14 protein-coding genes are annotated in these 17,730 nt (G+C 35.0%); 13 read left to right on the top strand and 1 reads right to left on the bottom strand.

Annotation, left to right across the window (positions count from 1 at the left end; genetic code table 11):
- Positions 1–14: 14 nt before the first annotated feature.
- The 6 genes from GX308_07600 to GX308_07575 all read left to right on the top strand — a co-directional run bounded on the left by GX308_07600 (position 15) and on the right by GX308_07575 (position 7,240).
- Positions 15–1,469, top strand: a complete 1,455-nt coding sequence (locus GX308_07600; protein ID NLK21932.1) for an extracellular solute-binding protein — start codon at positions 15–17, stop codon at positions 1,467–1,469.
- Between the two features lie 94 nt (positions 1,470–1,563).
- Complete coding sequence (locus tag GX308_07595; GenBank protein NLK21931.1) at positions 1,564–2,604, top strand: LacI family transcriptional regulator; 1,041 nt, start codon at positions 1,564–1,566, stop codon at positions 2,602–2,604.
- Positions 2,605–2,792: 188 nt separating this feature from the next.
- Entirely contained in the window at positions 2,793–4,016 is a 1,224-nt protein-coding gene (locus tag GX308_07590) for a cation:proton antiporter (GenBank protein NLK21930.1), read from the top strand.
- Positions 4,017–4,035: 19 nt separating this feature from the next.
- Positions 4,036–4,446 (top strand): hypothetical protein, encoded by a 411-nt coding sequence (locus tag GX308_07585; protein ID NLK21929.1) that lies wholly within the window; start codon positions 4,036–4,038, stop codon positions 4,444–4,446.
- A 27-nt stretch (positions 4,447–4,473) separates the two neighbouring features.
- Positions 4,474–4,827: a hypothetical protein gene (locus tag GX308_07580; GenBank protein ID NLK21928.1), complete on the top strand. Its 354-nt coding sequence runs from the start codon at positions 4,474–4,476 to the stop codon at positions 4,825–4,827.
- A 106-nt stretch (positions 4,828–4,933) separates the two neighbouring features.
- Positions 4,934–7,240, top strand: a complete 2,307-nt coding sequence (locus GX308_07575; protein ID NLK21927.1) for a glycoside hydrolase family 31 protein — start codon at positions 4,934–4,936, stop codon at positions 7,238–7,240.
- 31 nt (positions 7,241–7,271) lie between these two features.
- Here the strand turns inward: GX308_07575 and GX308_07570 are convergent, their stop codons facing one another.
- Positions 7,272–8,138, bottom strand: coding sequence for an AraC family transcriptional regulator (locus GX308_07570; protein ID NLK21926.1), 867 nt, complete (start codon positions 8,136–8,138; stop codon positions 7,272–7,274).
- Positions 8,139–8,585: 447 nt separating this feature from the next.
- On the opposite strand from GX308_07570, the gene GX308_07565 reads away from it, so the two are divergent.
- The 7 genes from GX308_07565 to GX308_07535 are packed head-to-tail and all read left to right on the top strand — an operon-like array spanning position 8,586 to position 17,645.
- Positions 8,586–9,584 carry an aspartate carbamoyltransferase catalytic subunit gene (locus GX308_07565; GenBank protein ID NLK21925.1) on the top strand — a complete coding sequence of 333 codons (999 nt, stop codon included), beginning with the start codon at positions 8,586–8,588 and terminating at the stop codon, positions 9,582–9,584.
- Positions 9,508–10,794, top strand: coding sequence for a dihydroorotase (locus GX308_07560; protein ID NLK21924.1), 1,287 nt, complete (start codon positions 9,508–9,510; stop codon positions 10,792–10,794). Before GX308_07565 ends, GX308_07560 begins: the two co-directional genes overlap by 77 nt.
- Positions 10,791–11,711, top strand: a complete 921-nt coding sequence (pyrF, locus tag GX308_07555; protein ID NLK21923.1) for an orotidine-5'-phosphate decarboxylase — start codon at positions 10,791–10,793, stop codon at positions 11,709–11,711. Before GX308_07560 ends, pyrF begins: the two co-directional genes overlap by 4 nt.
- 2 nt (positions 11,712–11,713) lie before the next feature.
- A complete protein-coding gene (carA, locus tag GX308_07550; protein ID NLK21922.1) occupies positions 11,714–12,781 on the top strand; it encodes a glutamine-hydrolyzing carbamoyl-phosphate synthase small subunit in 1,068 nt (355 codons plus the stop codon).
- Positions 12,760–15,981 carry a carbamoyl-phosphate synthase large subunit gene (gene carB / locus GX308_07545; protein NLK21921.1) on the top strand — a complete coding sequence of 1,074 codons (3,222 nt, stop codon included), beginning with the start codon at positions 12,760–12,762 and terminating at the stop codon, positions 15,979–15,981. Before carA ends, carB begins: the two co-directional genes overlap by 22 nt.
- Positions 15,968–16,741: a dihydroorotate dehydrogenase electron transfer subunit gene (locus GX308_07540; GenBank protein NLK21920.1), complete on the top strand. Its 774-nt coding sequence runs from the start codon at positions 15,968–15,970 to the stop codon at positions 16,739–16,741. The genes carB and GX308_07540 overlap by 14 nt, the downstream gene beginning before the upstream one ends.
- Positions 16,734–17,645: a dihydroorotate dehydrogenase gene (locus GX308_07535; protein ID NLK21919.1), complete on the top strand. Its 912-nt coding sequence runs from the start codon at positions 16,734–16,736 to the stop codon at positions 17,643–17,645. The genes GX308_07540 and GX308_07535 overlap by 8 nt, the downstream gene beginning before the upstream one ends.
- The last annotated feature ends 85 nt before the right edge of the window (positions 17,646–17,730 follow it).

Below are 17,730 nucleotides of genomic sequence, written 5' to 3'. Positions count from 1 at the left end.
AGGAGGGTTTTAAAATGAAGAAGTATTTTAGGTTAGTTTCAGTATTAATGATGGTTATTCTTACCCTATCTTTTACAGGATGTGGGAAGAAGGACGATGTTGAGACAACAGACATTGACAAGGCAGATATAACAGAGACAGAAAAAAAGGAAGAACCGGAAAAGGTGGAAGAGCCTAAAGATCCCAGGGATAAATATGAGGCTTTTGATTTAGGCGGAAAAACTATTACAGTTTCCGGATGGTGGGATGTGGTAGCCCATAGTGATATGGAAGAACCCGATCCGGCAACAGCATTGCCTGAAGAGATTGCTAAGTATGAAAACCTAAAAAGGGTTGAGGAAAAGTACAATTGTAAAATCGAAATGATGATTATTTCTTGGGATGAAATACAGCCAAAGTTAACAACTTCTGTTATGTCAGGGGAACCATATGCAGATGTGGTTTTCTTACCATCTAGTTTTTCTTTACCTGCAATGGCAAATGATTTATTAATGCCTATGAGTGAATATCTATCAAGTAATTCGGATGCTAAGACAGAACAAATAGCAGTTCAATCTTTGGGAAAGATTCTTGGAGATGAATATCTATTTAATGCAATAGGTTTACCTAATAATGGCATATTCTTAGGATACAATAAGAATATAATTCAGGATTTAGGATTACAAGATCCAAGAGAAGTATACAATGGAAATAAAACTGATTGGAATTGGGATAAATTCATAGAACTTGCTAAGGCAGCAACCCAAGATAAGGATGGAGACGGAGTTATGGATACATATGGCTATTCAGGATTTATAAATACTGGATTAGCTAGTCTTGTTGTAGCAAATGGAGGCTCTATTTTCGACGATGCCGCGGGAAAACAAAACTTAGATGACCCTAGAACCATGGAAACTATAGAGTTCATTAATAAGATGTATAATGTGGATAAGGTTATATACAATGCAGAAAATGATATCTGGAATTATGATGCCAACTTTAATGCATATAAAGAAGGAAATATCTTATTCTTCCCAGTTTTAAGCTGGATGTTAGCAGAGGCAAAAGCCTCCCTCCCATTTGAGTACAGTATAGTTCCATTCCCAGTAGGACCAAGTGGTTCTCCGGATATATGCTATGCTGCTGCTTATGATGGATTTGCGCTTCCTAAAGGGACCAAAGATCCTGAAAAGATATATCAAGTAATGGAAGAATTGTTATGGTTTTTCGGGGATGACCCAGCAATAAGAGATGATAGTACTATGGAATGGTTACAGACCCTTTATTTAACCCAAGAAGATGTTGACTTTTCTATTGATGTTTCCGCAAATAATGGTAAAATTGAATTGTACGAATACGTTCCAAACTTCCCTATGGGAGATATTATTGGTAATGTAACTTCTGGAGAAATGACGGTTTCACAAGCAGTGGAAGCTTACAAACAGGTAGCACAAGATGCAGTTGATGAACTTCTTAGTAAAGCTAAATAACCATGCTTAATTTTAACATGAACTTCTTAGCAGAATAATTCTGCTAAGAGGTTCATAAATAGACTACAAGATGCAGTGGTAGTGGAGGTATGACATGAAGAAAGTATCTATAAAAACTATAGCAGAAGAATTAAATTTATCAAGAAACACTGTATCTAAAGCTTTGAATAATAGTGATACCGTAGCCTATGAAACAAGATATAGGGTTATTGTTAAGGCAGCAGAAATGGGATATAAAAAGTTAGATCCCAAGATTAAAGAAGAATTTTTAAGTTATACAAAAAAAGAAATCAAGAATATTATAGTTTTCGTTCATAGGGATATCTCCAGCTTCTGGGACGAAATTGCCCTAGGAATTTTCGATAAAATAGATAAAAATGAATATAATGTACTTTATAGTTTTGTAAGTCGTGAAGATGAAGAAAAGGGAATAATACCCGCTTCCGTAAAGTATGATAATGTAGTTGGAATTATTTTATTAGATGTATTTAAGAAGGATTTTGTTTTAAAACTATCAAATTTAAAACTTCCTATGGTCTTTTTGGATGCCCCTGTAAATCCGTATGACGATAAACCCTTAGGAGATGTAATTTTGGTAGAGGGTGTGAAAAATGTTTATGAATTTACCAATACCCTCATAAAAACAGGTAGAAAAAAGATAGGATTTATAGGAGACATTACTTATTGCAGAACAGTCTATGATAGGTATCAAGGATATGCAAAAGCAATGCAGTCAAATGGTATACCTATCATTGATGAAATTTGTTTAATTAAGCATACTCCTGAAAAATATTATATATATGAAGAGGTACGCAGTCATCTGGAAAATATTAAATTGGTCCCTGAGGCATTTGTATGCTGCAATGATGATGTGGCTATGTGGGTAATCAAATACTATAGGTCACAGGGATATAAAATCCCAGAAGATATAGCGGTTTGTGGTTTTGACAATAAGAGGGAAGCAGCTGCCATTGAACCTTACCTAACAACAGTGGAGATTGATAGAAATAACCTCGGGGGTAGGCTTGTTCAAGAACTTCTATGGAGGCTAAATAATAAGAATATGCCTTATGAAACTATAATTGTTGAAGGCAATATAAGATATAGTAGGTCTTTTCCCGAAATGAAAAAATAAGGCTATTATCAATAAGTTCAAACATTATTAAAAGATTACACATTTGTTTTGCTATAAAAGCAGGATAAGTGTGTAATCTTTTAATTTTTTCTAAAAAGGTTCAGGGGATATTTGTACTTGTTAAATGACAGGAGTATAATATAAATAATTAAAATACATATGGGAGGACGAAGATGGATATTTTTGAAATGTTTCAGGGTCTGGAAGAAAAAAGGTTTCTTCTAGATTTGGCACTTATTTTGGGTGCAGCCTCGATAGGGGGATGGATAGTTAATTTATTAAAAATGCCTAAGGTTTTAGGTCAGATTCTTATAGGTGTCGTTTTAGGGCCGACAATACTAGGATGGCTCAATGGCCAAAATGAATTAATTGGTATTATGTCTGAAATAGGAGTGATATTTTTGATGTTCCTTGCAGGACTTGAAACCGATATAAATGAATTAAAATCCTCTGGTAAGGCAAACTCTTTGATTGCTTTAGGGGGAGTTATGGTTCCATTAATTTTAGGAACGGTTGTTCCATACTTTTTATTTAATCAATATATACCCGGGGGTATAAAACAACACCAATTTTTATTTGCCTTTTATATAGGAACGATATTAACTGCCACTTCTGTTAGTATTTCTGTATCTGTGTTAAGGGATATTAATCAATTGGGAAGTAGACAGGGAATATCTATCTTAGGGGCGGCAATTATAGATGATGTGATAGGTATTATTTTACTTGCGGCAGTTACAGGGATGATTAACCCTACTGAAAGTGGTAGTATTATAGGATTAATAGTTAAAATGGCAATCTTTTTCGTGTTTTCCTTTTTCTTTGGGGTTATAGTATCTAAACTTATAACCCGTTTTGCTCATGGTTCAATTTGGAGTGAAAGGGTAATTGTATTTGCGATTATTTTGTGTTTTACTCTATCCTTCCTTTCCGAAGTGTTTAAAGTCGCAGCCATTACAGGGGCCTATATTGCCGGGGTTATTTTTTCTACAACCCCTTATCACCAAAAAGTATCAAAAAGAATCCAGGTGTTGGCATATTCACTTTTTACTCCTATATTTTTTGTAAGCATAGGACTAAGAGTCCATATTACAGAAGAAATATTAAAATACTGGGGATATGCCTTGGTTATTGTAATAATTGCGATATTAGGGAAAATTGTAGGATGTGGTATTGGAGCTTTAATATCAGGATTTAAACTAAAAGAAGCATTGCAAATAGGTGTGGGCATGATTGCAAGGGCAGAGGTAACCTTGATTATTGCCAATCAGGGAGTAACGAGAAATATTATTACCGATGCAACATTTACAAGTATTGTCCTTTTAGTAGCAGTTTCAACATTAGTGGCTCCACCTCTTTTAAAATACTTGTTCAATGAAGACCCATCTACTATGGTTAGCAATATTAAAAAATAATATGAAAGGGGATATAGGTATGTATGTATTATTTATTGTATTAAATGAAGTCGAATATCTATCAGATATCTTGATTAAGTTAAGACAATTGGGAATTCGGGGAGCAACAGTTATAGAGACAATGGGAGCAAGAACTATCCAGGATAAGGGAATGTACAATATTCCACTAATAGGGGGATTTATGAAGTCATTAGACGGGGGTACTATGAGCAATAAAACTATTTTTTCTGTTATTGAAAAAGAGGAACAGGTAAAATCTTCTATGAATCAAATAGAAAAAATTCTAGGGGGAGATATTGATAGGCCTAATAAGGGTATTATGTTTGTTCTTCCCGTTACTCATATGCGTGGAGGGGAACTTGAAAGGCATATTGAAAAAAGAGAAGACAAAAAGATGATAAATAAAGTGCTAAAAAGTGAATATTATTAAGTAATAAAAACCAAAAGGAGCAATAAAATGAAGCCAAAGGGATATATTCTTTTTACTACTTTAAGCAATATAAAAAGTTTGAAGCTCGTTTTAAAATGTCTGAAAGAATTAGGTATATCGGGGGCTACAGTTATGGATTCCATAGGCTCCGCTAATTTATATAATTTTGATGATATCTATGTGCCTATGATTGCTAGTTCCATGAAAAGTGTGGATTCTGTAAGGAGTTATGGTAAAACTGTGTTTTCTGTCATAAAAGATGAAGATACCTTGATAAAAGCTATGGATGAACTTGAAAATATCCTTGATTTAAATATCAACGATTTGGGAAAAGGAATTATGTTTTCAATCCCCATATATGTTTCAATGGGGGTTTTATAGTATCCATCTAAAGATAGTTTAAAGAGTCCTAAAGAAAGTTGTAGTTTTCAAATGCGTTTTTGGGTAAACTTATACTTAAGACTATGGATTTTTTAGGAGGGATATTGTGTTTGGAAAACTCGAAAGTTTTACTAGGAAAAAAAATAAAGTATACATTAATTTTGAAAACAAAGAAGTGAGTATAGAAATCATAAGTCCTAGTATAGTGAACTTTTTTTCGGCATTACTAAGGGAAAAGAGGGCATCTAAGGCGATAGAAAATCTAAAACCAATAGAATGCCATTTTGATGTTGTCAAAGAAGAGCAAAACATATTAATTTCAACAGATATGCTTAATATAAAGATTTTCGATAATTTTAAAGTGGATATATATGATAGTGATTATAATATCTTGTGTCAAGATTATCGCGAAAATAGAAATCCTTTTATAAGAAGAAGTGCCGATTATGAAATAATATCCGAGGAAGGCCATAATGTAGCAGAAGAATATAGATATAAGGTTGAAGTTATAAAGAAAATGGAAGAAAATTTATATTTTTATGGCCTAGGGGAAAATACCGGTCATCTTAATAAAAAAGGCTATCACTACAAGATGTGGAATACAGATGATGCAAGCCCCCATGTGGAGTCTTTTGAATCTTTGTATAAATCCATACCATTTTTAATAGGTTTAAAAGATAAAAAGGCTTTTGGAATATTCTTTGATAATACTTTTGAGGCCCATTTTGATATGGGGAAGGAAAATAAAGATTATTATTATTTTGCTGCTGTAGATGGGGACTTGGATTATTATTTTATATATGGTCCTTCCATAAAGGAAGTATTGGGTGGTTATACATCCCTAACAGGAAGAGCTCCCATGCAGCAACTATGGACCTTAGGATATCAGCAATGCAGATGGTCCTATGATACTGAAAAAAGAGTATGGGAAATCGCAGATAATTTTAGGAATAAAGACATACCCTGTGATACCATATATCTAGATATAGATTATATGGATGGGTATAGGGTATTTACTTGGGATAATAAGAGATTTCCTAATCCAAAAGAAATGATATCTAAACTTAAGGAAAAGGGTTTCAAAATAGTTACTATAATAGACCCTGGAGTTAAAAAAGACAGGGGATATGATATATATGAAAAGGGGCTTAAGTATAACTATTATGCCACGGATAAAGATGGCATTACTTATGTAAATAGGGTATGGCCGGGAGATTCAGTTTATCCGGACTTTGCCAATGAAGGAGTAAGAAAATGGTGGGCAAAAAATCAAAAAATCATGATGGACATAGGGGCAGCGGGTATATGGAATGATATGAATGAGCCAGCTAGCTTTAATGGGCCCCTACCGGATGATGTGATGTTTAATGAAGATGGGATTTTAGCAGAACATAGGGAAATTCATAATGTGTATGGACATTATATGTCCAAAGCAACCTATGAGGGAATTAAAGAATCCACTAATAAAAGACCATTTGTAATAACAAGAGCATGTTATGCAGGGACACAAAAGTATTCTACCGTATGGACAGGAGATAATCAAAGCTTTTGGGAGCATCTTAGAATGTCTATACCGATGCTTATGAATTTGGGACTTAGTGGCATGAGCTTTGCAGGGTGTGATGTCGGTGGTTTTGGTTTTGATTGTAGTGCTGAGCTTTTAAGCAGATGGGTACAGGTTGGAGCATTTACCCCTTTATTTAGAAATCATGCTGCTGCTAATACTAGGGATCAGGAACCTTGGGCTTTTGATGAAAGAACAGAATCAATCAATAGAAAATATATAAAGCTTAGATACAAGCTAATTCCATATTTATATGATGCTATGTGGAATGCAGAAAAAACGGGTACCCCAATTATAAGGCCTCTACTTTTACAATATCAATCCGATGAAGAAACCTATGAAATAAACGATGAATTTTTATGTGGGGAAAATATATTAATAGCCCCCATGGTTGAGCAAGGAAAAACTCAAAGATTAGTTTATCTTCCTAAGGGTGATAATTGGGTAGATTATTGGACTAATGAGAGTTTTGAAGGGGGTCAATATATTATAAAAGAGGCTCCCTTAGACGTCTGTCCTATATATATAAGGGCTGGTTCTATAATACCAATATACCCAGAGCAAAATTATATTGGGGAAAAGGATATAAAAGAATTAACCTTAGATATATATTTATCTAAAGATAATACCAAAACTTACTACACCCATTATCAAGACGATGGAGAAACCTTTGATTATCAAAATGGCATTTACAACCTTTATGAAATAACCGTTGAAAATGGGGAACAAATTAATATAAATATAAAAAATAAACACATGAAATATAATAAAAAATATGAAAGCTTTAAAGTGAATATAAACTCTATGGAATCTAAGGAAGTATTATTAAATGGAGAAAGGTTCAAATAAGTAAAAGACGCCATAAAAAAATTGGCGTCTTTTATTTATTTCTTCTAGATTCGGTAGGAGTTATACCTGTAAACTTTTTAAAGGTCTTATTAAAATTAGCCATATTATTAAAACCACATAATCCCGATATTTCCATAATACTTTTATCGGTGGTTTTAAGTAGCTGTACTGCATTATGAATCCTTTTTCTGGATATATATTCTATAGGACCTATGCCATTGTACTTCTTAAATATGGTAGATAAATAAGAAGGATTCATATGTACGATTTGTGATAAATCCTTAAGCCTTATTTCATCTTGAATATTAAAATCTATATGCCTTAGGAGTTTATTAATGGCAGCTAATTGCGGATTATTTAAATTATATATATTATTAGTCTTTGTTTCATGTTCAAGACTTCTAATAATATTAACAAGTATTTCAAGGAGCTTAACCTTTACCATTAATTCATAACCTGGGGATTTGTTATTGAACTCTTTTTCGATTTCTAGCATTAAGTGGAATATATGCTTTGTAGATGGACAATCTCTAATAAGCCTATTTTCAAAGGAATCATCCCTATTAAAAAATATGGAAAGATATCGATAATCAAACATATTACCTCCTTCATTCCATATGAATTGGGGCTCAAAGTGAATAACCATATTTACCAATTCATCATTATCATCAATATGTATTCCGTGGCGTTCAGTATTATTAAAGATAAAGACATCGCCCTTTTCTATTTTATAAACTTTATCCTCTACATAATACAAACCTCCTCCCGATTTTATACAGGAAAGTTCCAGATAATGATGACTATGTCCTTTTGCTCCATCATAAGGGGGCTTAAGATGATAATTATAAAGTTCCAACATGAATTTTCCTTCAGAAGAATATAGAATTAAATCATTCATAAAGCCACCTTCTAACAATTAATTATTTCTAGTAAAATTATTATATCATATTTGGATATGTTGTAAAATTTGTTTTATATATCAAAAAAACAGTTCTAAAGTTAGATTTAACCTTGACAAGGAGTGTAACCCATGGTATCATAAATAAAAATCAAAAACAGTTGAAATGGATAGCGCATTTTGACCTTTAAATTGGTCCTGTGAGGCCGGAAAGGAAGATATTTAGGATGCGAGACATCGGTGCGTTTTTTTATTATGGAAACAACTTAGGTTTAATTAAATATAGGAACATAAAAACCATGGTAGAAAAGATGTCAGTCCTCTATTGTCTACTCGGTTTTATATTTTCGTTTTTAGAATACAACCAAAAGGCAATAAAGAAATTCATTTGAATTTCTTTATTGCCTTTTTATTTTTATGTATTGGAAAAAAAGGAGGTAATGGGTCATGCTGAAAGGTAAGGATATTTTAGGAATTAGAGATTTGAGTTACGGAGAAATCTTATATATTTTACAAACTGCAGAAGAAATGAAAACAAGGATAGAAAATAAAACTCAAAGGGAGCAAAATCTAAAGGATTTTAGTATGGTTACTCTTTTTTATGAGAATAGTACAAGAACCAAAATGTCTTTTTCACTAGCAGGGCAATATTTGGGGGCTAATGTATCTGACTTAGGGGTTGCAAATAGTAGTATCAATAAAGGAGAAAGCCTAGTAGATACCGGGGTAACCTTAGATCAGATGGGAATCGATATTATGGTAATACGTCATAGCATGTCAGGGGCAGCCAATGTTTTAGCAAGAAATGTTAATGCTTCTGTAATCAATGCAGGGGATGGAGTCAATGAGCATCCTACCCAAGCTCTCTTAGATTTATATACTATATATGAGAAAAAGAAAAGATTTAAAGATTTAAAAGTAGTTATTGTAGGAGATATAAGCCATAGTAGAGTGGCAAGGAGTAATATATTCGGACTTAAAAAGCTAGGTGCTAATGTGGTTGTAGCAGGACCTGCCACATTAGTAAATAAGAATATGGAATGCTTAGGAGCAAAAGTTACAACCGATATAAGGGAAGCTTTAGATGGAGCAGATGTAGTAATGGGACTTAGGATTCAATTAGAAAGGCAAAGGGGAGGGCTATTTCCCGACCTTAGAGAATATAGGCAAGTTTTTGGTATAAATGAAGAAATGATGAAATATGCAAAAGAAGATGCCTTGCTCATGCACCCAGGACCTGTAAATAGAGGTATTGAGTTAAGCACAGAAATTATTGATGGAAATCAATCGGTAATAAATGAACAGGTGAAAAACGGAGTGGCAATTAGAATGTCTTTACTACATTTACTAGCAGAGGGGAGAAAACAAAATGAAAATATTAATACAAAATGGTCGGGTTCTGGACCCATTATCGAGAACAGATGGAGTGAAAGATATACTGGTTGAAGATGGCCTTATTAGGGCTATAGAAGATAAGATTGAAATCTTTGCAGATAAAGTAATAGATGCAGAGGGTTTTTGGGTTACTCCAGGGCTTATTGATGTTCATGTTCATTTAAGGGAGCCGGGATATGAATATAAGGAAACAATAAAAACAGGAAGTAGGGCGGCGGCAAAAGGTGGATTTACAACTATATGCTGTATGCCAAACACTAATCCTGTAATAGATAATGAAATTCTTGTGGAATATATAAAAATGAAAGCAGAAAAGGAAGCCATCGTAAATGTTTTACCCATTGGAAGCATTACCAAGGGGCAAAAAGGAGAAGAACTTTCTAATATAGGGAAAATGGCTAAGGCGGGAATCTGCGCCATCAGCGAAGATGGAAAAAGTGTTATAAATGCAGGACTTCTTAAGAAGGCTATGAAATACGCCGGTATGTTTGATATCCCGATATTCTCTCACTGTGAAGACAATACCCTTGTGGGTGGTGGAGTAATGAATGCAGGAGAAGTATCGGAAAGGGTTGGGATGAAAGGCATTAGTGCTGATTCAGAAGAAGTTATAGTTGCAAGAGACATTATCCTAGGGAGAAATACAGGGGTAAGACTTCATATCTGCCATATAAGTACAAAAGGAAGTGTACAGCTACTTAGAGAAGCAAAATTAAGGGGGGAAAATGTAAGTGCCGAAGTTTGCCCCCATCACTTTGCACTTACAGATGAGGTGGTAGAAGGATATGACGCCAATACTAAAATGAATCCACCCCTTAGGAGTACCAAAGATGTTGAAAGTTTAAAAGAAGGGTTAAGAGATAATACAATAGAGATAATAGCAACAGATCATGCCCCCCATCATAAAGATGAGAAAAATTGTGAATATGATAAGGCAGCCTTTGGTATAGTAGGCCTAGAAACAGCCTTGCCCTTAGGGGTTACCCACTTGGTTGAAGAAGATATATTGACTCCTCTTCAACTTATAGAAAAAATGAGCACTAATCCGGCAAAACTTTTAGGGATTGATAGAGGAATACTTGCAGTAGGGAAAGTAGCAGATATAACAATAATAGACCCTAAAGAAGAATATGAAATTAATGTTGACAAATTTGAATCAAAAAGTAAAAATAGCCCCTTTAACGGTTATAAGGTTAAAGGGAAAGTTAAATATACAATGGTTAGAGGAAATCTCGTACTAAATGAAGGAGGATTATTATGATTGATAGACTAATACAAAAAATAGAGGAAACCAATAACCCAACAGTGGTAGGACTAGACCCAAGGCTTAATTTTATTCCAAGTTTTATAAAAGAAAGAGCCTATGAAATGCATGGCAAAACCCCGGAAGCTTGTGCCCAAGCCTTTTATGAATTTAATAAGGCCATAATAGATGAGGTATATGACTTAGTACCAGCGGTCAAGCCTCAGGTAGCGATGTATGAACAGTATGGTCCCGTGGGAATAAAAGCTTATATCGATACTATTTCATATGCTAAGAAAAAAGGATTAATAATCATAGGAGATATTAAAAGAAGTGATATAGCATCCACGGCAGAAGCTTATGCCGATGGGCATATAGGGAGGGTTAAAGTAGAGGATGAGGAGTATGAAGTATATCATGAAGATAGCATTACCCTTAATCCTTATCTTGGATATGATTCCATAGAGCCCTATATGAGTCATTGCAAAACCTATGACAAAGGATTATTTGTCTTAGTTAAAACCTCAAACCCCAACAGTGGTGAAATCCAAGACCTAGAAGTTGAAGGAGAAAAAATATATGAAAGGGTCGGAAGATTGGTTTCAAAATGGGGAGAAGAGGTTATGGGTAAAAGAGGCTATAGTCATATAGGTGCAGTAGTAGGAGCCACTTATCCAGAACAGGGGATAAGACTTAGACAATTAATGCCCCATACTTTTTTCCTAGTACCAGGTTATGGAGCTCAAGGAGCTACTGCAAAGGATTTAAGAGGATGCTTTGATAAAAACGGGTTAGGAGCAATAGTTAATTCTTCAAGGGGAATTATTGCTGCTTATAAATTAGATAAATATAAGAACAAATACAGTGAAAAAGAATTTGCAAAGGCTTCAAGAGAAGCAGTACTGGATATGAAAAAAGATTTACAGGGGGTTTAATAATGAAAGCACAGCTTATACTGGAAAATGGTATGGTTTTTGAAGGAAAAGCCTTTGGTCACATTAAAGAAAGTGCGGGAGAAGTAGTATTTAATACGGCCATGACAGGATACCAAGAAGTTTTGACGGATTCGACGAATTATGGGCAGATCATGGTTATGACCTATCCCCTAATAGGAAACTATGGAATAAATCTAGATGATATGGAATCAAACAGTGTCAAGGTAAGAGGACTTATTGTAAAAGAAAAATCTGATTACCCCAGTAACTGGCGCTGTGAAATGGAACTAGATGGATATCTAAAGCAAAATCGAGTTATTGGTCTAGAAGGTATTGATACAAGAGCTTTAACAAAAGTTATAAGAAATCATGGGACAATGAAAGGGATTATTACAGTAAGAGAGCTTACAGAAAGCCAAATAGAGCAAAAATTAAAAGTAACCCATAATAAAAATGCTGTGTTAGAAGTAACAACAAAAGAAGTTTATAAAATAGAAGGAAATAAAAAACATATTGCAATTTTAGATTTTGGTGTAAGGAAAAGTATTATCAACTTTTTTAAAGAAAGGGATTATCAAATAACAGTTTTTCCTGCGGATACCTCAGCTAAAGAGATATTGGAAATAAATCCGGATGGTATACTTTTATCCAATGGGCCTGGAAACCCCTATGACCTCCCACAGATAATCGAAAACATTAAAGAGCTAATATGTCAAAAGCCTATATTAGGTATTAACCTCGGATATCTACTCTTAACTCTAAGTCTTGGAGGAAGTGTGGAAAAGTTAAAATACGGTCACAGGGGTACAAGTAATCCGGTAAAAGACATAGGGGAAGGGAAAATCCTTATTACATCCCAAGCGCATTCCTACACAGTAACACAATTAGCCGATGATATAATAAAAACCCATATTAACTTAAACGATAAATCTATTGAAGGGATAAGGCATAAGAACCTTTTGGCATTTGGTGTGCAATTTTATCCTGGAGATAGAGATGAAGGCGGAATATACGATAGATTTATGGAGATATTAGAAGGAGGAAAACCATGCCAAGAGACAACAGTATAAGAAAAGTACTCGTTATAGGCTCAGGTCCCATTATAATAGGTCAGGCGGCAGAATTTGACTATTCAGGAACTCAGGCTTGTCAAGCCCTAAAAGAAGAAGCAATAGAAGTTGTTTTGATAAATAGCAATCCTGCGACTATTATGACTGATAAAGAAATTGCAGATAAAATTTATATCGAGCCATTAACAGTAGAAGTAATAGAAAAAATCATACAAAAGGAAAAACCAGATAGTCTTCTTGCAGGGATGGGGGGACAGACAGGGCTTAACTTGGCAGTAGAACTCTTTGATAAAGGAATACTTAAAAAATATGGTATAAATATTATCGGGACACCTATAGAAGGAATAAAAGAAGGGGAAGATAGGGAAGGTTTTAAGAACCTAATGGAAAGAATAGGACAACCCCTTGTTGAAAGTGAAATTGTAACCAGTTTAGAAGAGGGAATAAACTTTGCAAAGAAGATAGGTTATCCTCTTATTATCCGTCCTGCTTATACTTTAGGAGGAACTGGAGGAGGAATAGCAGAGGATGAAGAAGAACTAAAAGAAATATTATCCCATGGATTACAGTTAAGTCGTGTAGGGCAGGTGCTTCTAGAAAAAAGCATAAAGGGTTGGAAAGAAATAGAATACGAGGTAATACGAGATAAACATGGAAATTGTATAACTGTATGTAATATGGAAAACATTGACCCTGTAGGGGTCCACACTGGGGATAGTATTGTTGTTGCCCCTAGTCAGACTCTTTCTGATAGAGAAAACAAAATGCTCAGAAATGCTGCCATGGATATTATTAATGCAGTTGGAATACAAGGGGGATGTAACGTTCAATTTGCTCTAGACCCCGATAGTTTTGAATATGCGGTAATAGAAATAAATCCAAGGGTTAGCCGTTCATCGGCCCTAGCCTCTAAGGCAACAGGATACCCCATAGCAAAGGTAGCAACCAAAATTGCTTTAGGATATGGACTTGATGAGATACAAAATGCAGTAACGGGAATAACTTATGCTTGTTCCGAACCTACTTTGGACTATGTAGTTATCAAGATACCCAAATGGCCTTTTGATAAATTTCATGGGGCAAAACGTTCTCTCGGAACTAAGATGATGGCAACAGGAGAGATTATGGCCATAGGTAATAACTTCGAAGCAGCTTTTCTCAAAGGCATTCGCTCCCTTGAAATAGGACAATATTCCCTATTGCGTAAATCTTCCGCAAGAAGAACCTTAGATGAATTAAAAAAGAGAGTCCAAGTTCCTGATGACGAGAGAATTTTTGATTTGGCTGAGATGCTAAGAAGAAATTACCGTGTAGAAAAAGTATGTAAAATTACAGGAATGGATTCATTTTTTGTAGAAAAAATAAAAGGGATTGTGGAGCAGGAAGAAAAATTAAAGCAAACAAAGGTAGAAGATTTAACAAAAGAATACCTTTATACTTTGAAAAAGAAAGGTTTTTCAGATAAAGGGATTGCTGATTTACTAAAAATAAGCCCTCAAGATATTTATGGCCTCAGAAACAAATGGAATATACAGCCTGTATATAAGATGGTTGATACCTGCGGAGGGGAATTTGATGCTAAATCTCCATATTATTATTCTACTTATGATAAAGAAGATGAGGTAGAAGTTTCCAAAAATAAAAAGGTTATGGTTATAGGCTCAGGACCGATTAGGATAGGCCAAGGTATAGAATTCGACTATTGCTCGGTGCACAGTGTTTTAGCCCTTAAAAAAGCAGGGATAGAGACCATCATTGTAAACAATAATCCAGAAACTGTAAGTACAGATTTTAATATATCGGATAAACTTTATTTTGAACCGTTGACAGAGGAAGATGTGTTAAATATTGTAGAAAAAGAAAGGCCCGATGGGGTTATTTTGCAGTTTGGAGGGCAGACAGCCATAAAACTTGCGAATTTCTTTAGGGAAATGAATATCCCAATCTATGGGACAAAACCCGAACAAATCGATGCTGCAGAGGATAGAGAAAAATTTGAGGAGCTTTTAGAAAAGCTGGATATAAAGCGCCCAAAAGGAAGAGCAGTATGGTCCCTAGAAGAAGGCTTAAAAGAAGCCAAGGAATTAGGGTACCCGGTACTGGTTCGTCCATCTTACGTTCTTGGGGGACAGGGCATGGAAATAACCTACCATGAAAAAGAACTAAAATACTATCTTGGGGATGCTTTTGAACGGGATACTAAAAATCCTGTTCTTATAGACAGATACCTAATAGGTAGAGAGATAGAAGTTGATGCAATTTGTGATGGGAAAGATATATTAATACCAGGGATAATGGAGCATTTAGAAAGAGCTGGGGTTCACTCAGGAGACAGTATTACCATGTACCCAAGCCAAAATATTTCAGGTAAAATAAAAGAAAAGATTCTCGATTACACAAAAAGAATTTCCTTAGCTTTAGACGTTATAGGAATGGTAAACATACAATTTATAGAATTTGAAGACGAACTTTATATAATAGAGGTAAACCCCCGTTCAAGTCGTACGGTTCCCTATATTAGCAAGGTAACAGGGGTGCCAGTAATAGATATTGCCACTAGGGTAATGTTAGGCGAGAACTTAAGGGACTTGGGATATGGGATTAATATATATAAAGAGGCGGAACTTATAGCAGTAAAGGTTCCTGTCTTTTCCACTGAAAAGCTACCTATGGTAGAAGTGAGCCTAGGACCTGAAATGCGTTCTACGGGAGAAGTCCTAGGGGTTGGAAAGACTTTAAATGAGGCTTTATACAAAGGATTTATGGCAGCTGGCATGAAGATACCAAAAGAAGGGGGTACAATGTTAGCAACTATTAAACCTTATGACCAGGAGGAATTTGTGCCTATTGCTAAAGCTTTCATGAAAAGAGGATGCAAGTTTATGGCGACGGAAGGAACGGCAAGGCTTTTAGAAAAGGAAAATATCCCTGTATCAGAAGTTAAAAAAATTAGTGAAGGGGTACCTAATATATTGGACATTACAAGAAGTGGTATGATTGATATGGTCATTAACACACCTACTAAAGGAAATGATTCTAAAAGAGATGGATTTAGGATAAGAAGGGCAGCTATAGAGGCTTCAGTAGATATATTTACTTCCCTAGATACGGTAAAGGCAATGTTAAAAGTTATGGACTCTAGCCTAAATATAGAAGACGTAGATGTATATAACTTAGGAGGGAACCATGAAAGAAATTAATAAACTAGTTATAATACAAAACAAAGAAATAGCGCCTAATATGTATAGTATGATTTTGGATGCTAAAGAAATTACAGACAAGGCTAAACCGGGACAATTTATCAATATATACTCCAGGGGGGAGGCAAGACTTCTTCCAAGGCCGATTAGTATATGTGAGATAAATAAAAAAGAAGGCACAATAAAACTAATATATGCAGTGGCAGGAAAAGGAACCGAAGAATTTTCTAAAATTTTAGCAGGGGAAAAAATAGAAGTTTTAGGCCCCTTGGGAAATGGCTTTATGATTGATAATAACAAGACAAAAAATATTGTAATAGGGGGAGGGGTGGGGACTCCCCCGCTCCTCGAATTAGTAAAAAATCTAAAAGGGCAAATAGATATTTATTTGGGTTATAGAACAGACCCTATATTAATAGAAGAATTTAAAAAATATAGTAAAGAAGTCCATGTAGCAACGGAGGACGGTTCAGTAGGTCTTAAGGGAAATGTTTTAGAATTGATGAAAAAGAACAATGCAGAAGGTGAAATAATTTACAGTTGTGGTCCTAAACCAATGCTAAGGGCAGTATCTAACTGGGCAAAAGAAAAAAATATTCCCATGCAAGTTTCCCTAGAAGAAAGAATGGCATGTGGGATCGGAGCCTGTGTAGGTTGCGTATGTAAAACAAAGGCTAAAGATGATACTGATTGGGAACATAAAAGGGTATGTAAAGATGGTCCCGTATTTTGGAGCAATGAGGTGATATGGGATGAATAAAAATCTAGATTTGAGAGTTAATATTGCTGGGATAGAACTAAAAAACCCCATAACTACAGCTTCAGGAACTTTCGCCTCTGGTAGGGAGTATGGAGAGTTTATAGATTTAAATAAATTAGGGGCCGTTACAGTAAAAGGGGTGGCAAGTATCCCATGGAAAGGTAATGCTCCCCCAAGGATTGCAGAAACTTATGGGGGCATGCTAAATAGTGTGGGATTACAAAATCCCGGGGTAGATGAGTTTATAAAAACAGATATTCCATTTCTTAGAAGGTACGATACGAAAATTATAGTGAATATAGCAGGAAGAACCATAGCCGAATATTGCGAAGTAGCAGAAAAACTATCCTCTGAAGATATAGATTTAATAGAGCTTAATATATCCTGTCCTAATGTAAAAGAAGGAGGCGTAGCCTTCGGGACAGATCCAATGATGGCAGAAGAAGTTACAAGGGAGGTAAAAAAACATTCTAAGCATCCCGTTATAGTAAAACTTAGTCCCAATGTAACTGATATAACAGAAATAGCAAAGGCAACTATAAAAGGGGGAGCAGATGCTCTATCCCTAATTAATACCCTTATTGGGATGGCAGTAGATATCCATAAAAGAAAACCAATACTTGCTAATACCGTAGGAGGGTTTTCGGGACCTGCCATAAAACCCGTAGCACTTAGGATGGTATACCAAGTAGCTAAAGCTGTATCTATTCCTATAATCGGGATGGGGGGCATACAGAGCGGAGAAGATGCTATGGAATTTATTATGGCGGGAGCAACCGGTATTGCTGTAGGAACCGCTAATTTTAGAAATCCAAGGGCAACAATGGATGTACTTGATGGTATTAAAGAATATATGAATCAATATGGCATCAAATCCTTAGAAGAAATCCGAGGTATTTTATAAAACACGAAATACCCCCACTATTTAAAAAGTGGAGCACTTTTATTGTCATTCTATTATTCTTGTTTCAAAATAATTCATAAATCAG

Origin of the sequence: Candidatus Epulonipiscium sp., assembly GCA_012519205.1 — a bacterium.
Taxonomy (GTDB): Bacteria; Bacillota; Clostridia; order Lachnospirales; family Defluviitaleaceae; genus JAAYQR01.
The sequence above is the reverse complement of the archived record's forward strand: the minus strand, read 5'-3'. Positions and strand labels throughout refer to the sequence as shown.

Bases quoted from the DNA above. Each gene is read 5' to 3' on its own strand.
- GX308_07600 (NLK21932.1), top strand. From the start codon at position 15: ATGAAGAAGTATTTTAGGTTAGTTTCAGTATTAATGATGGTTATTCTT.
- GX308_07595 (NLK21931.1), top strand. From the start codon at position 1,564: ATGAAGAAAGTATCTATAAAAACTATAGCAGAAGAATTAAATTTATCA.
- GX308_07590 (NLK21930.1), top strand. From the start codon at position 2,793: ATGTTTCAGGGTCTGGAAGAAAAAAGGTTTCTTCTAGATTTGGCACTT.
- GX308_07585 (NLK21929.1), top strand. From the start codon at position 4,036: ATGTATGTATTATTTATTGTATTAAATGAAGTCGAATATCTATCAGAT.
- GX308_07580 (NLK21928.1), top strand. From the start codon at position 4,474: ATGAAGCCAAAGGGATATATTCTTTTTACTACTTTAAGCAATATAAAA.
- GX308_07570 (NLK21926.1), bottom strand. From the start codon at position 8,138: ATGAATGATTTAATTCTATATTCTTCTGAAGGAAAATTCATGTTGGAA.
- GX308_07565 (NLK21925.1), top strand. From the start codon at position 8,586: ATGCTGAAAGGTAAGGATATTTTAGGAATTAGAGATTTGAGTTACGGA.
- GX308_07560 (NLK21924.1), top strand. From the start codon at position 9,508: ATGAAAATATTAATACAAAATGGTCGGGTTCTGGACCCATTATCGAGA.
- pyrF (NLK21923.1), top strand. From the start codon at position 10,791: ATGATTGATAGACTAATACAAAAAATAGAGGAAACCAATAACCCAACA.
- carA (NLK21922.1), top strand. From the start codon at position 11,714: ATGAAAGCACAGCTTATACTGGAAAATGGTATGGTTTTTGAAGGAAAA.
- carB (NLK21921.1), top strand. From the start codon at position 12,760: ATGCCAAGAGACAACAGTATAAGAAAAGTACTCGTTATAGGCTCAGGT.
- GX308_07540 (NLK21920.1), top strand. From the start codon at position 15,968: ATGAAAGAAATTAATAAACTAGTTATAATACAAAACAAAGAAATAGCG.
- GX308_07535 (NLK21919.1), top strand. From the start codon at position 16,734: ATGAATAAAAATCTAGATTTGAGAGTTAATATTGCTGGGATAGAACTA.